The sequence below is a fragment of the Paenibacillus sp. V4I9 genome (genome assembly GCF_030817295.1).
GTDB lineage: Bacteria > Bacillota > Bacilli > Paenibacillales > NBRC-103111 > Paenibacillus_E.
Genome location: NZ_JAUSZE010000001.1, coordinates 517,934 through 532,180, shown reverse-complemented (window position 1 = coordinate 532,180; position 14,247 = coordinate 517,934). Strand labels below are relative to the sequence as shown.

General features: G+C 42.1%; 15 protein-coding genes. 8 read left to right on the top strand and 7 right to left on the bottom strand.

Annotated elements, in window-relative coordinates; translation table 11 throughout:
* Window positions 1-12: 12 nt before the first annotated feature.
* The 4 genes from QFZ81_RS02495 to QFZ81_RS02480 all read right to left on the bottom strand — a co-directional run bounded on the left by QFZ81_RS02495 (window position 13) and on the right by QFZ81_RS02480 (window position 3,555).
* Window positions 13-1,260 carry a DUF4153 domain-containing protein gene (locus QFZ81_RS02495; protein WP_307448592.1) on the bottom strand — a complete coding sequence of 416 codons (1,248 nt, stop codon included), beginning with the start codon at window positions 1,258-1,260 and terminating at the stop codon, window positions 13-15.
* Window positions 1,261-1,328: 68 nt separating this feature from the next.
* Complete coding sequence (locus tag QFZ81_RS02490) at window positions 1,329-1,550, bottom strand: helix-turn-helix domain-containing protein (protein ID WP_307448594.1); 222 nt, start codon at window positions 1,548-1,550, stop codon at window positions 1,329-1,331.
* Window positions 1,551-1,560: 10 nt separating this feature from the next.
* Window positions 1,561-2,040, bottom strand: a complete 480-nt coding sequence (locus QFZ81_RS02485) for a DUF2975 domain-containing protein (protein WP_307448597.1) — start codon at window positions 2,038-2,040, stop codon at window positions 1,561-1,563.
* A 345-nt stretch (window positions 2,041-2,385) separates the two neighbouring features.
* A complete protein-coding gene (locus tag QFZ81_RS02480; protein ID WP_307448599.1) occupies window positions 2,386-3,555 on the bottom strand; it encodes a putative glycoside hydrolase in 1,170 nt (389 codons plus the stop codon).
* 150 nt (window positions 3,556-3,705) lie between these two features.
* Between QFZ81_RS02480 and QFZ81_RS02475 the strand changes: the two genes are divergently transcribed.
* Window positions 3,706-3,912 (top strand): hypothetical protein, encoded by a 207-nt coding sequence (locus QFZ81_RS02475; RefSeq protein ID WP_307448602.1) that lies wholly within the window; start codon window positions 3,706-3,708, stop codon window positions 3,910-3,912.
* Between the two features lie 275 nt (window positions 3,913-4,187).
* On the opposite strand, the gene QFZ81_RS02470 is transcribed toward QFZ81_RS02475, so the two are convergent.
* Both QFZ81_RS02470 and QFZ81_RS02465 read right to left on the bottom strand, forming a co-directional pair.
* On the bottom strand, window positions 4,188-5,102 hold the full coding sequence (locus QFZ81_RS02470) for a hypothetical protein (protein WP_307448605.1): 915 nt from the start codon (window positions 5,100-5,102) through the stop codon (window positions 4,188-4,190).
* A 656-nt stretch (window positions 5,103-5,758) separates the two neighbouring features.
* Complete coding sequence (locus QFZ81_RS02465; protein WP_307448609.1) at window positions 5,759-6,391, bottom strand: DUF3885 domain-containing protein; 633 nt, start codon at window positions 6,389-6,391, stop codon at window positions 5,759-5,761.
* A 229-nt stretch (window positions 6,392-6,620) separates the two neighbouring features.
* Between QFZ81_RS02465 and QFZ81_RS02460 the strand changes: the two genes are divergently transcribed.
* The 7 genes from QFZ81_RS02460 (at window position 6,621) to QFZ81_RS02430 (ending at window position 12,667) form a co-directional block, all read left to right on the top strand.
* Entirely contained in the window at window positions 6,621-7,328 is a 708-nt protein-coding gene (locus tag QFZ81_RS02460; protein ID WP_307448611.1) for a DNA alkylation repair protein, read from the top strand.
* 765 nt (window positions 7,329-8,093) lie between these two features.
* Window positions 8,094-8,597: a hypothetical protein gene (locus QFZ81_RS02455; RefSeq protein WP_307448613.1), complete on the top strand. Its 504-nt coding sequence runs from the start codon at window positions 8,094-8,096 to the stop codon at window positions 8,595-8,597.
* Window positions 8,569-9,075, top strand: a complete 507-nt coding sequence (locus QFZ81_RS02450; protein WP_307448615.1) for a hypothetical protein — start codon at window positions 8,569-8,571, stop codon at window positions 9,073-9,075. The genes QFZ81_RS02455 and QFZ81_RS02450 overlap by 29 nt, the downstream gene beginning before the upstream one ends.
* An 836-nt stretch (window positions 9,076-9,911) precedes the next feature.
* Window positions 9,912-10,241, top strand: a complete 330-nt coding sequence (locus QFZ81_RS02445) for a PadR family transcriptional regulator (RefSeq protein ID WP_307448616.1) — start codon at window positions 9,912-9,914, stop codon at window positions 10,239-10,241.
* A gap of 15 nt (window positions 10,242-10,256) precedes the next feature.
* Window positions 10,257-11,123, top strand: a complete 867-nt coding sequence (locus tag QFZ81_RS02440) for a pentapeptide repeat-containing protein (RefSeq protein WP_307601316.1) — start codon at window positions 10,257-10,259, stop codon at window positions 11,121-11,123.
* 14 nt (window positions 11,124-11,137) lie between these two features.
* A complete protein-coding gene (locus QFZ81_RS02435; RefSeq protein WP_307448620.1) occupies window positions 11,138-11,899 on the top strand; it encodes an ABC transporter ATP-binding protein in 762 nt (253 codons plus the stop codon).
* Complete coding sequence (locus tag QFZ81_RS02430) at window positions 11,900-12,667, top strand: ABC transporter permease (protein ID WP_307448621.1); 768 nt, start codon at window positions 11,900-11,902, stop codon at window positions 12,665-12,667.
* A 991-nt stretch (window positions 12,668-13,658) separates the two neighbouring features.
* Here QFZ81_RS02430 and QFZ81_RS02425 read toward each other — a convergent pair.
* Complete coding sequence (locus QFZ81_RS02425; protein ID WP_307437995.1) at window positions 13,659-14,213, bottom strand: hypothetical protein; 555 nt, start codon at window positions 14,211-14,213, stop codon at window positions 13,659-13,661.
* Window positions 14,214-14,247 lie beyond the last annotated feature (34 nt).

The following is a 14,247-nucleotide window of genomic DNA, read 5'->3' as shown; positions in this document are numbered from 1 at the left end:
TAACAGGCCTTTCTAATAAAAAATTAAAGGAAAAGCAAATGTAACGAAAGCTGCCCAAAGCCCGTAGACCGGCAAATACTTAGTAACGGCATCTTGGATGGCCAACGGTCCGGTTTTGTTTTGTAGAAAACGCATATAGGAGAGCATAATCCAAATTAGATTGGCCCAGATAAGTATGTTTACGCCTAAAACAGCAAGTCTGTTGGGCGTAATCCCATAAGAAGAAAGCCTGAACACTATGGCTGATAAAGACACACTGTCAATGATAAGAGCAAGAACAATTAGGGCAAAATTTATATAATCAGAAATGTTCTTTTTCTCGTCTGTGCCGCTTTCGGTAATGGAGAATATGGTGACGGCCAATACACTAAGGAGTATTCCGTTGAAGGATAGGAGGAAATTGCGGTCCAAGAATGGATTTTTCCCGACCCAAATAACCGTTATAAGATAGACCAACAATGTTGCCAGTACAAGAGGACTAAAAATTTTGGCTATATATGGCGCTATATTTTTTGCAAGTTTAAGGTTCCTTGATACCAGGTAAGTAGCCACTATAGCGAGTGCGGCAGCACCAAATAAAACGACATTTTTGAAATAAAAATCAGATATATCCATGCCGACAAATCTAAATAACTGCATGGTTAATGCGGTTAGCAGCATTCCGCTTATTGCCATACTGGCGTAGAGTATGCAAAGTTCCCCATTAAATTTAAGATAGGCTAATCTTATGCTGCCTCTGCCATATTCATTTCCTGTAAATGCAAGCCCTACTACTACCCACAAGAATATGGGAAGGTGTATATACGCCAGGATAATACTGTCTTTTTGCTCTAGTGGCAGCATATTCAGATAAAACCCGGAGATTAGGAATGACGATACTAGGGTGTAAAGAACATTTTTTTTAGGGAAATTATTGAATACAAAATAGATGGCAATTAAGGGAAGAATTCCAAATACAAGGTTAATAGGGGCTATAGCTTGCTGTTCGACAAAATGAAAAATGATCCTTGTACTAATCCCGGCCAGAATTGCTAAAATTCCCATGGATAAGAAATCTTTCTGAAACAAGGAAGCTTTTTCTGTATGTACAGTCTCCTTGAAATGCAATCTTTCATACCAAACGGCAAGAACCTGCGAATCAGGGTTTTGTTCCCAGGCGTAGGAGAATGACTTTTTAAAAGTTTCGGGTTCTTTTCTAAACATTCTCTCCAGCTCTTGGGGATTAGCCATATTTTCAATAATCAGATTGTTAATGCCCATGGTTATACCTCCCCTAATTGTCATATTAAGTCCTACTTTCCTCCACAATGTTTATTAACCAAACTTTATTATGCTTGAGTGTCTTCGTCACTTCTGTATTCTAAAATATCTCCAGGTTGACAATCTAAAGCCTTACAAATCGCCTCTAAAGTGGATAATCGAATCGCTTTTGCCTTTCCATTTTTCAATATAGAGAGATTAGCCATCGTGATTCCAACCCTCTCCGAAAGTTCTGTTACGCTCATTTTCCGTTTAGCCAACATCACATCAATATTGATGATAATCGCCATGTTATTCACCTCAGACCGTTAAGTCATTTTCTGATTTTATATCTATGGCATTTTTTAAAAGCTTTTGAAGAACAGCAGCAAAGACTGCAATAACCATGGAGGCAAAAATCATGACCATTCCGATTACAATTATACCTGGGGCATCGTCTTTCTCCGCCATGAGATAGAAGAGTGGCATGCCTACCACATATAGGATACTGATTGTGATTGCACAGTATTTTATATTCTTTAAAACTTGTACAGATAATTCCGAGAAAGCTTTGTTCTTGTCAATATAGCTTAAAAGTTTAAAAGCTTGATACAGAGCAAAGTAAAAAGGTATCGCCGTTGCATACAAATCGATTAAAACGAGATATTTCATATAAGTATGATCTGGATACAATTCTGCTGCAAAATTCGCTATCTCTGGCACCAAAAATATACACAAAGCAAGAATCGGAATTCCAATAAGAAAAACAACTACCTTTAAAAAGAGTGTTTCTCGTTTCATAAAATGCACCTCACTTAGTTATTGTCATTGATTTTAATACATGATTTATCGTTTTACAATATATAATTACCGATTATTATTATATTATTGTTGTTATATAAATATCCCTTGAATTTTAGACAAAGATAAAAAGCATTCCTCATTACCAAGAAATGCTCTATACCTTTGACGTATTGCTATCATAGATTATAGCCTAGAATCCGGCAACCGAATTTCGCTTGAGTTTATTGAAGAATCCAAAAAGGAGCCTAGTCAGCTCCTGCACTAAACTCCCTCTATGGAGAATTGCTGCCCTTTAGTTCAATGAGGCTGCCCGGTTGGTTCCGCGGCAGCCTTGTTTTTGTGTTATTCAGCTGGTATATAGGTTACACCTTCTGTATAGGAATTGTTAGCATTCCAGATTAGGTATTCATTAACACCAGCATCTTTTAAGGCTTTAATTTGTGCATCTACTTCAGCCTTGCCATATTTAATATAATTGCCAGCACCTAACCAGCTTGCTGTAAAATCTTGAAGCCAAGGACGTGATAAGGGGGGAGTCTGGAGCTGTGCAAACTTCTCTTTTTCAGCCTTCATATATTCGGTAACAAGTCTATAAGGCTCTTTATCTGGTTTTGGAATTCCGAAATAACCATTAGACCAATGACTTGGATAAATCATAGACGAAATTACATCTACTGAGCTAGAAATGCGGTTAAAGTTCTGACCGATACCTGGAGCTTCAGGCAATGTAGCCGTATATCCGAAGATATCAACAGACACTTTTACTTTATACGACTTTAGTTGTTCTCTGGCATATGCGACAAAGTCGCTGACAGCATCAACACGAAGCTGTGTCATACGTGCTTTATCGCTAAAATCCGGTGCTTGGGGTGCATGTTTTTTTAGATCAGACATGCTCTTTTGAGCATCGTCCAGTGCTTTTTTATTTTCATCGGCTTTTGCTGAATTGTAGGTATTCGTAGCATCTGTCAACTTTATTTGTAAAGAAGTCAAATCGTCTTGATATTTCTTAGAGGCTTCAGAATAATCTTTTTCTTCTTGCACAAACTTAGTTGGTTTTTTATCCTTGTAGTCGCCCAATGAATATTTAAGAACTTTGTCCCTACTTTCAAAACCTTCCGGAAATCGAACATAGTCAAATTGGATCTCTTTAAACCCAAGTTCTGCAGCTAATTTTGCAACATCAACATTATAATGCCATGTTTCTTGAAGGAATGGGTTGATAAACCCGTCACCTTTTCCATTACGCCAAACACTGTTGCCGTCTAAATAAGAAAGGTCTGGACGTTTTTTCGACAGAACCGTATCTTTAAAGGCTACAATACGTGCGATAGGATAAATTTTATGCTGTTCAAGAGTTTTCATGAGTGCTTGGGGATCTTTTATGTAAGGTTGGCCAAATTCTGCAAATTTGCCCTCAGGTTTAAATGTGATATAGCCGTCATCATCCTTTATATCTATCACCATTGCATTTAGGTCTGTGTTATCAACAAGTGATAGAAGTTTAGACATATGGCCCCCCCAGCTGACCAACCTGTTACATAAATTCCACGTACTGCATCTGGATAATCGAAGTGTAGTGGGGGATCAAATGCAGGTGCTTGACTTGCTGCAGGTGTTGGCGACACCGCGAGCGGTGAATCTGAGGGCGATGGCGCGGATATGGGTGTAGGCGTGGGCGTGATTTCTGGTGCAGACGTTGATGGCGGTTCCGATGGATTCGGCGTGTTTAAAGCGACTTTTGACGACAAACAAGCTGACAACGAGAGTACTAAAAATAGCATAATAAAAATAAGACTTTGTTTCTTCACGATGTTCTCCCCCTTCTCCCAAAATCACTCAATTCTAATAGTTATTTTTAATTGGTAATAACGGGAAATTTAATACTCAATAATTGAAATATTCGCGAAGCGATTAAACTATGCTGCTCGTTTGTACAATAAATAAAAAAAGAGCCGTCTAAGCAGCTCCTGCACTAAAGTTCCTCGTTAGCTAAAACGTTATTGAATGATGAGTTGAGGATAATATTCGCAACTCCATCTTTCGGTTTAAGCGTATCACTGATTAAGTATAAGTTCGAAACTTTACCACTTAATATTTCATTTATTGAATCAATCAGCATATGCCCTCTTCCATCGGGTACATTAGTGTCGTGTTGAATACCAGTCCAGCACTCGTAAGGCGCGGAGAGTGTTCCAGCGGCTAGGCTCGCCTTCCACACCTTCCATGTCGAAGTGAACTCGATCGGGGTGAGAGTTCTCGAGCGGCCATTTCCCGTTTTGGTCTTGATTCTTCGCCACCAGACCGACGGCCTCAGTGACCCGTTCATCGGGTTCGACACCGGCGCTGCGTAAGTAATCCAGACCCCGCAGCAAGTCGTAATGCCACGTGGTTGGGAACGAGAAACGCGTCCAATTTGGATCGATCACCTCGCCGGATGACAGGGACCTCAACATGCGACGCTCCAGAAGGTACTCTTGTGCCCGGACGCGGGCTTCGGTCACCGCAGCAGTTTCACCCTTAGCCTTCTCGTACTCTAATAGTCCTTCCAAGACACATATGGTGCTATGGAACGAGGATCGTCGACTTTGAGGGGCGTTGCAATTCCAGCCTCCGTCCTCAAGCTGCTCACCGAGGAGTCGATCGACTAGCCGACCGCTTGCCTCTCCGAAGTAAGCACCCACTCCAAGGATCCAACCATTGACACAGGCCTCGGTCTCGCCGTCGAAGTAGGGCCGGCCGCCCATTTGCCGCGGCCAGGTGATGTGGTCACGCACTAGGCCGATCGATCTGCGGGCTTCCTCACCCGACGGATCCAAGCCTAGGTCCTTCAAAAGCAGCAAGGTGTAGCTCGTGCATAGCCAGTTCCGTGCGTCGGCGTCACCGCCCCAGTTGCCCTCGGAAGATTGCAGGCCGAGAACCCGGGCACCCCAACCTTCCGAGACAATCCGCGACCGCTCTGCGGCAACACAGTCATCGGGCTCTTCGGTTAGGTCACGCATCACCTGCCAACGGATCGCAGGGTCCCCGCTAGTATGGAAAATGATCGTTCTTTTCAATTAGACTTGGGGCTATTCCTCCACCTCGATTACAGAGGTTTCATCAGTCATACCCCTGCCCTCACAAGGATAAATTCATTTCGGCAAGTGCCTTATTGCAACCGTTTCGGGTAAACAGCCCTTCCAGCAACGTCCCTTGTTTTCCAAGTCCCTTATAACCTAGCTATCCGTTCTGAACTTAGGTGCTTCCTCTAAGCCTGTGAGACCAATGCCACCATAGTTTGGCATAGCGTATTTCAGAGCAGAAAATTTTACTTTACGCCACTCACCCCATCGTCTGATGGTACACACGTTTCCGTGTGCTCTAACTGTAGACCTGTACATTCGGAAGTTCGTCAGTTCGCTTCTGTGCAAGCATTCTCACCATATCCAGTTTTTCAGCCACGCGACATATCCGTTGGCATACCTTTTTTTTTTTCTCTGTATGGCTCTAGCCTTCGTTTTGCCGAATCTACCTGTACTTCACACCTCATGTTCTGTTAAACATGACGCGCGCAGGAGTATTGGCGGGGTGGTTTCGGGATACATGGTTCCGTCATTCCCATCCTCGGTTGTAAAGTTAAGATTACACCTTGTAATCTTCTGCTTTTCACACTGTCTGGTGCTTATGGCAGAACTTGTCGTACTTCTGCGTTAGTTGAATACGTTCACGGTGATTATTCGAATATCTTATTAATTTCAACACTGTCATAATCTAAAATCCAATCATTATAATTTTTATACAAATGCCTTATAGATTCTTTACCTGAAGCAATAACATCACAACCTCTGTCATCATAAATATGAAAGATTGTATCGTTGGTAGTGTTGATAAAAAATATATCGTGATAAATTTTTGGTTTTATATCCATGTCCTGATTACAAATTGCCTTTATTAAGTTAATATACTTGACGTCAGAAACTTTGCATCGAAGTGTGTATCTATGCGTTTCAAAGTCGTAGATGTCGTACACGTCTTCAAAGACATAAGGAATAACCTTGTGTTGTAATTTAAATAAGACATCTTTGTATTTTATATAGTGGTTAAATATCTTTAGTTTTCGTCTTTTAAGTAATTTTTTTTCATCAGCATGGTGTACGTTGGCAACTATAATTATATCTTCATCAGGAGAATGAAGACTTTTGAAAAGTGATAAAGAACGCTGATAGACACGCTCCATATAAAATACATCCTTATTTTCATCAGGATTGCCCAGCTCAAATCTAATACCTATATCCCAATTATAAAAAAGAGGTGGTCTTAATTTTAAGTCAGGAAACTTCTCATTCATACAATCGTTAAAGAGCATATTAGCACCTCTTTTTTCTTTCATTTTAACACTGGTCGTTCTAAAACTTAACTGCTCGTTTAGCTCAATGACCTGGTCACATCCGGTTGGGTGGTGCGGATGTCTCCGACTGAATCTGCTTCCTGCTCAGATGGAAGTGCAATTAAAAATACTTACAAAATCTGATATAGTCTTAATAGATAGCATAAACCTTAGAGGAAAACCTCCAATTAGAAGGAAGTGTTAAACAATGAATTTAGAAATGGTTATACAGGAGCTTGAAGCTCTCGGCAAGGAACGAACCAAGAAAATGTACGGATCCAATGGCGCGCAAGAACCGCTTTTTGGCGTGGCTACAGGCGATATGAAGCCCATCGCCAAGAAAATTAAAATTAATCAACCTTTGGCTGAACAGCTTTACACCACAGGGAATTACGACGCAATGTACTTTGCCGGCATAATTGCAGACCCAAATGCAATGACTGAAGCGGATTTTGAGCGTTGGATGGATGCGGCTTATTTTTATATGCTGTCCGATTATGTGGTTGCAGTAACCTTGGCAGAAACAGATATTGCTCAAGAAGTTGCCGATAAATGGATCGCAAGCGGCGAAGAACTGAGAATGTCAGCGGGCTGGAGTTGTTACTGCTGGCTTTTGGGTAATCGCCCGGACGGTGAATTTTCCGAAAGCAAAATTGCCAATATGCTTGAAATCGTGAGAAATACGATTCACGATTCTCCCGAAAGAACTAAATACGCTATGAATAATTTTATTTACACAGTGGGGGTATCCTATATACCGCTCCATGATAAGGCGGTCGAGACCGCAAAGGCAGTAGACCCAGTAGAAGTCAAACGGGACAAGAAAAAAAGCAGTTTCCTACATGCTTCCGAAAATATTCAAAAGGCAGTAGATAAAGGGCAACTTGGTTTCAAACGCAAACATGTAAGGTGTTAAACTATGGCTTCGCCACAAGAAACGATTTGGGCAGCCAAGCCATTCAGGCTTCTCCCGGGAAATCTGATCAAGTAGAAATCATTGCCCAAAACTTTTCCTGCCCGATAGCGGGAAAAGACAGCCGGTCATAGCAGCTGCCTTTTCTTCACGGTTATTGAGCTAAAGTTTCCGATAGCATGATAGTACCTTAATTAACTCCAATTAAAGTCCTACATTTAGATACTTGAAAAATGACCATAAGAAAAGTGTTGTTGTTATACACCAAGCAAAAAAACAATACAATGAAATCTTCAATTCTAATTCTACATACAAGCATCTGAATTATTCGAATGATTATTTCACCAACAACAAAAATCCCTAAACAAAGAAGTCCCCAAAAATATACAGTTTTTTCAAAACCATTAAGTTCAATAATTTTATGATTAATAATACTCGGCACACTAATCCAAAAAAATCCAAATAATAAAATCATTAAATATTTGAATTGGTATTTCGAGCAAATATACTTTAATTTAAGTCTTGAATTTTGCATTTAAATTTCCCTATTCTTGGAGATTAATGAACTCTCTTCTGCGTTAGTATTTGAACCGATAAAATAAAAAAAACCACTATTTAGGCGGTTCTTAATCGGACTATGTTCTTGTCACCCGACAAAAACCTACAAAAACCAAAAGCACCCTGAGCTCTCTGCACCGCGAAGTTACATATTTCCCCATTAATTGGAGCATGGTAAGAAGATAATCGCAACCTGAAAGGGACCCTGTAATGCTGACTCTCCTTATCGCTTTTTTTATCAGCATGATCGGCATCGCATTGATTCCTGTTCTACGGAAGACGCTGCATCCGCTGGAAATATTGTCGTGCGGCTTATTAGTAGCTTCCCTAGAGCAGTTCTCCTATGCCATACTGACCGTGAACCTGCGGCTGGTGAATGTAAGTGACAATCCGCTCGAATTTATTGCATTGAAGCTGGAACAGATTATCCTCGCTCCACTCCTTATTCTGTTTGGTTTATTTGTGCTCTTTTCCAAATCAGGAAAGCCTTTTCTTAAAGCGATAGCATTGGCAGTCACCGTTGTTCTCCTTTGGGGCGTGCAGTATTTGTATCATCTAAGCGGCACCGTTCAATTTGTTAAATGGAAATGGGAATACGTATGGATCAGAGATGTTGCGTTACTTGCCATTTACATTATGTTTCTCGCGTTATTGCGAGAATTTTTACGATGGCAGGAGGTGTCCGATGATCCTGTATCCTCCGATTCGCTTTGATGCAAACGAATGGTTCATCCTGATCATATCCGTGGTTTCGTGGGGTATTTTCTTGCTGCTGCCGAACCGCCTGTCTTTCGTCAGCATATTTATCATTTGGCTGTTTAACGGATTGCTGGCATTTACAGCCGATTTTTCCATCGGCGTCAAGCCATTCGATCTTTACGATTTCGGCGATCGGCCCGAATTCGAGTGGTTCGATATCATTCTCTATCTGTTTACCTATCCGCCTACACTGTTTTTCATGCTGCACTTTTATAAAAAATGGATGCCTGCGGGATGGCGTCTCTTCGGATATATTCTCTTATTCAGCCTAGTAACGGTTGGGCTCGAAGGAATCTCAACCTACTGGTTTCACGCCTTTACCTATAAGGGCTGGAAGCTGTGGTACTCGGGTCCGATCTATTTGATCATTTTTGTCTTGAACCTTCTGGTATTTCGCTTTGTGCAGCGTTACGTGCCGGAACGGAAAAAGTAACTCGCCGCCAGTCCTCGTAAAATTTGTTGACACTTGCATACTGCTCATCCCGAGGTTTGGCATTGGTACGATGCGGATTTGGCACGATTGAAAGGAGTTAGTGAGGAGTAGGGGTGTTGAATGTGTTAAATCCACGTTTTACGAATTACAAAACCGTCTGACTCCGAAAAATTAGTAATCGTATGATCCCAAAAATCAAAACAGCGGCTGCAAAGGACGAGAAATAAAGTCCTAGGCAGCCGCTGTTTTATTGAACTATCGTTCTCCGTCTAGCGTAGCAGTACATGCAGCAATAATTGCTTATACTCCGTAGAAATCCTTTATATTAAACCAAGTTTCATACCAGAATGTTTTTTGTTTATTTGGTTTCAATATCTCGATCGTTCCTTATTATAAACACTTTATCATCTATATTTTTTAGGGTATCACCGAACTGAAATACAATATCTAAACAATCCTGTCGATACTGTTTTTCTCTTGTATCTGACAACTCTGCTTTTTCAGTGGAAAATTTTTTTCTAATTTTTTCCTCGTCCCTTCTAAAAAACTTTAAGTTGTTAGCCCGTTGTCCTAGGCTATCGTTCTTCGTTAGCTCAACGAAGAACATGTTGCCAATTTGGAAGCAATCCATAGTCCCTAGTATGTTTGTAATCTAGGAGCATTGCAGCTTCCGTATTATCTATACGAAACTTCATCGAGTCCATCCCTAGATCTAAATGAGGATCCCTATGTATTGTATGAATAAATACCTTTTCTTTAAACAAGGTATTTTATTTATAATAGTACCTTGACAGACATAGTAGTATGTCATATTATAAAAACACGGAGGTGATGAAATGAGCGAGAACAAAATTACATCCGACTTGCTTCGCGGACATACCGATACGATGATTTTACGGCTCTTATCCGAAGCTGACCGCTACGGGTACGAAATTGTCAAACTGATCGCCGAGCGCTCGGGCGGCGAGTATGAATTAAAGGAAGCCACGATGTACTCCAGCGTCCGGCGGCTTGAAACAGACGGCGATATCGAGTGGTATTGGGGCGATGAATCTCAGGGCGGAAGGCGCAAGTATTTTAGGATTACCGAAAAAGGCAAGGATATATACGCCCGCAACAAAAGGAATTGGGAGTATTCGAAGCGCGTGCTAGAAAATTTATTATAAAGGAGATTGGATGAGATGAATCCGAAATTGACGAACTATTTGAACGGCGTTTTTACGCCATATGATGGGGTAAAAAGCGTCACCGAATTAAAGGCGGACCTGCACTCCGATTTGCAGGAGCGATATCGTGAACTGAAAGTCGAGGGCAAAGACGATGAAACAGCGTTTAAGATGACCATTGAGAGCATCGGCGACATCGAACAAACAATCCTGGAGGTGGCGAACCTCTCCCGCTCGCTGGAGCGGCAGGTGCTGACAAACTTTAGCGCGAGCAACTTGCCAATGAGCGACTTTGCGGGCGTTATTGCGCATAAAGGAAATTTTACAGCGAGCGCTTTACGCGGTTCCGACTTTGCTGGCGCAGACTTGACCGGCAGTTCGTTTAAGGCCAGCGACGCACGTGAAGCCAATTTTGACGGCGCGAATCTGACTGACTGTACCCTATCCTCCCTAGACCTTTCGGATGCGAGCTTCAATGAATCGATCCTTATACGTACTAACTTCAGCACTTCGGGGCTGGACGGAGCAAAATTCACAGGCGTAAAACTGACCGACGTCACGCTAACCAAGCTCGACCTTAGAAAAACAATCTTTGAAGGTTGTATCTTTGACGGCGTGGTCTTCAAAGATTCCGACCTGAGCGGGCTGCGTCTTGACGGGCAAACCTTTATCGGTGTTAAGTTTGACAAGTCGGCATTAAAAGAAGTTTCGTTTAGGGGCGCTACACTCAAGAATGTCTCTTTTCAGGCTTTCTTTTCGTTGACGAATAAGTATTACCGTGGCATCAAAACCATCTGCTTTGACGGAGCAATGATGGATAAGTTGACTTATGCCTCTCTTAAGGGCATGGGGGCCGATTTGTCTAAGGTTACTGTTCGATAAGGAGGAGGAAGTTTATGCAAAACAAATCAATTAAAGTGATTGGGCTGCAAAAATCCTACAAGCAGCATCAAGTCTTAAAGGGCGTGGATTTTGAGGTTGAAAAAGGTAGTATTTTCGCCCTACTTGGCTCCAACGGGGCGGGCAAGACAACGGTTGTCAAAATCCTCTCCACGCTGCTAAAACAAGACAGCGGAACCGCCACCGTAAACGGATTCGATGTTGCGTCAAAACCCGAGAATGTGCGGCAGGCGATCAGTCTGACCGGGCAATTTGCCGCCGTGGACGAAATTTTGACCGGACGGGAAAATCTGATTATGATTGCCAAACTGCGATACCTCAAAAATCCGCGTCAGGTTGCGGACGATTTGCTTACACGCTTCGGCTTGACAGACGCCGCCGACCGCAGGGCGTCTACTTACTCGGGTGGTATGCGCCGCAGGCTAGACATCGCCTTGAGCCTTGTGGGAAAACCGCAGATCATTTTCCTCGACGAGCCGACCACTGGGCTTGACCCCGAGGCGCGCATCGAGGTTTGGAAGATTGTCAAGGAGCTTGCCGACGGCGGCACGACGGTACTCCTAACCACGCAGTATTTGGAGGAGGCTGAGCAGCTTGCCGAGCGAATTGCCATTCTGCACGAGGGTAGGATTATCGCCAGCGGCACACTCTCGGAGCTAAAAAAGCTGTTCCCATCCGCAAAGGTGGAATATGTTGAAAAACAGCCGACATTAGAGGAGATATTCCTCGCAATCATCGGCAAAAAGGAGGGAAAATAAATGGAGACGGTAAAGAAACACTTTTTCAGCGATCTGGGCGTTATGCTTGGGCGTTCCATGCGCCATATTTCCCGCAGTATGGACACCATCGTCACGGTCACCATCATGCCGATCGCGATGATGGTGCTGTTCGTCTATGTGTTCGGCGGTGCCATTCAAACCGGTACGGACAACTATGTGAATTATTTGATGCCCGGCATCCTGCTGATTGCTATTGCAAGCGGGATTTCGTATACGGCTTATCGCCTGTTTATCGACGTGCAGCGAGGCATATTCGAGCGGTTTCACTCCATGCCGATTTCACGTTCCACCTTACTGTGGGGGCATGTGCTGACCTCGCTGGTATCCAACGCCATATCGGTTCTCGTCATCATTCTCGTAGCGTTGATTATGGGCTTTCGTTCGCCGGCAGGGATATTGTCATGGCTTGCAGTAGCCGGCATACTCGCGCTGTTTACGCTGGCATTAACTTGGGTCGCGGCGATTGCCGGACTGTCCGCAAAATCAGTAGATGGAGCAAGCGCCTTTTCCTACCCGCTTATCTTCCTACCGTTTATCAGCTCGGCGTTTGTACCGACCGAGTCGATGCCGTCGGTCGTTAGAGCCTTTGCAGAAAACCAGCCGGTGACCTCGATAGTGGAAGCCATCCGTGCGCTACTGTCAGGTCAGCCGGTGGGCAATGATATATGGATCGCTCTTGCGTGGTGCGTAGGGATTTTGTTCATAGCATATTTCTTTGCAATGAGGGTGTACAAAAAACGGGTGTGAAAAAAAAGACAGCTTTTTCTGAATTGATCAAAAGAGAAGACAGTCCTGAAGAAAAAATTCTACATCTATATAAAGGCGTAACTGATTAGCAGTGTAAAAAATGCGAATGTCGTTCTAAACACTTATACTGGGCTTACATCAAGAGGGTATTTATACGAGTTATCGTGCTTTGGTTGCTCATGTTGAAAAAATGTCATATAGCATGGATTTGACGCACAACCGACTAAATAAATCGTGAGGAACTTTTACGATGATTTTCAAATAAAATGCAAGATATAAACCAATTGAGCGATGATAAACATTTCCTCCTAATCGTGCAATCTAACACCAATAAAATCACCTTTGTTTTATTCTAAATTCATGAAACATGGTATCGTTATTCTTAAAGGAAACCACAGTCAATTGGACATTATAACTTGAATTATAACATACAATTTATTCCACTATGCTGCCCGATAGCGGAGAAGGCAGCCGTTCCAATCCGACGGCTGCCTTCACTTGTTGTTTATTGAGCTATCGTATCCGTTAGTTCAACGTTTTTTTACATTCATTTAGATTTAGAAAGGTCAAAACGTGCGATTTCTTTTTCTTCGATTGAAACAATTAATGTCGCATCGAGGGCATTGATTAATAACTTGTTTGGTAATATTCCAAATATATGATGGCGTTAAGTTTTTCAGTGACTCCATCTGAATTGTTCTATCCGATAAAGCCAAAAATATCAGCACCTTTTCTAAACCACTTAATCCTAAAAGGAAAAACTCAAAAAGTGGAATCCTATATTTATTAAGGGATTCCACTTTGTTCTTTTCTGTGAAAATGCTCTAAGAAGAAGGGGAGTACCTGCGAAGCTCACCATTGCCAACTCCCTTAAAAAGTTTCATATTAGACGTGTATTGGAACAAATCGAAGGGATCACAATATGTTTTCGCCTGATCTTTTCTGTCTGGAAGAACAAATAGCGGGGAATCCCCGCTTTGAACGATTTGCGTTACTTCAACCAGCCCTTGTAATTATGTTTTTTGGTCCACTGATCACCCAATAATTGTACGACTTGCTCGTTTGTGAGATTTTTCTTATCTACAGTTGCATATAATTCATTGAATTCTTCCTGAGTAACAGTAATTTTCCATAACTGATCAACCATATATTTACGAGTGGTTCCCAACTGAATTCCTTTCACCTTAAAAGGAACCTGTCTTTCATTCATATAAATAAACATCTCCATGGCGGCGTAGACATGGTTCAGCTTTCTGTTATCTTTGGTTTTTGATATTACGTATAAAACCTTTGCTGTTTCATCAATTGTTCCATCCCTCTCGGGGATAGCCTCTTTAGTTGATTTATTGTTGCTAATTACGTCTATTCGTTCAACTGATACTTTATCTGCTGCAATAATCTTGAGGTCATGTATCAAAGCCTCTTCTGTCACACTACTACCGACTGGATCAATTCGATTCGAGATCAAAGTGATAAAAAAGTACAATAATATAAGAGCCGAAACTCCTAATAAAATATAATAAATGAGACGTTTCTGTACTACCATGATTGCCCCTCCCTTTATTAGAAAAGCTGAGTCC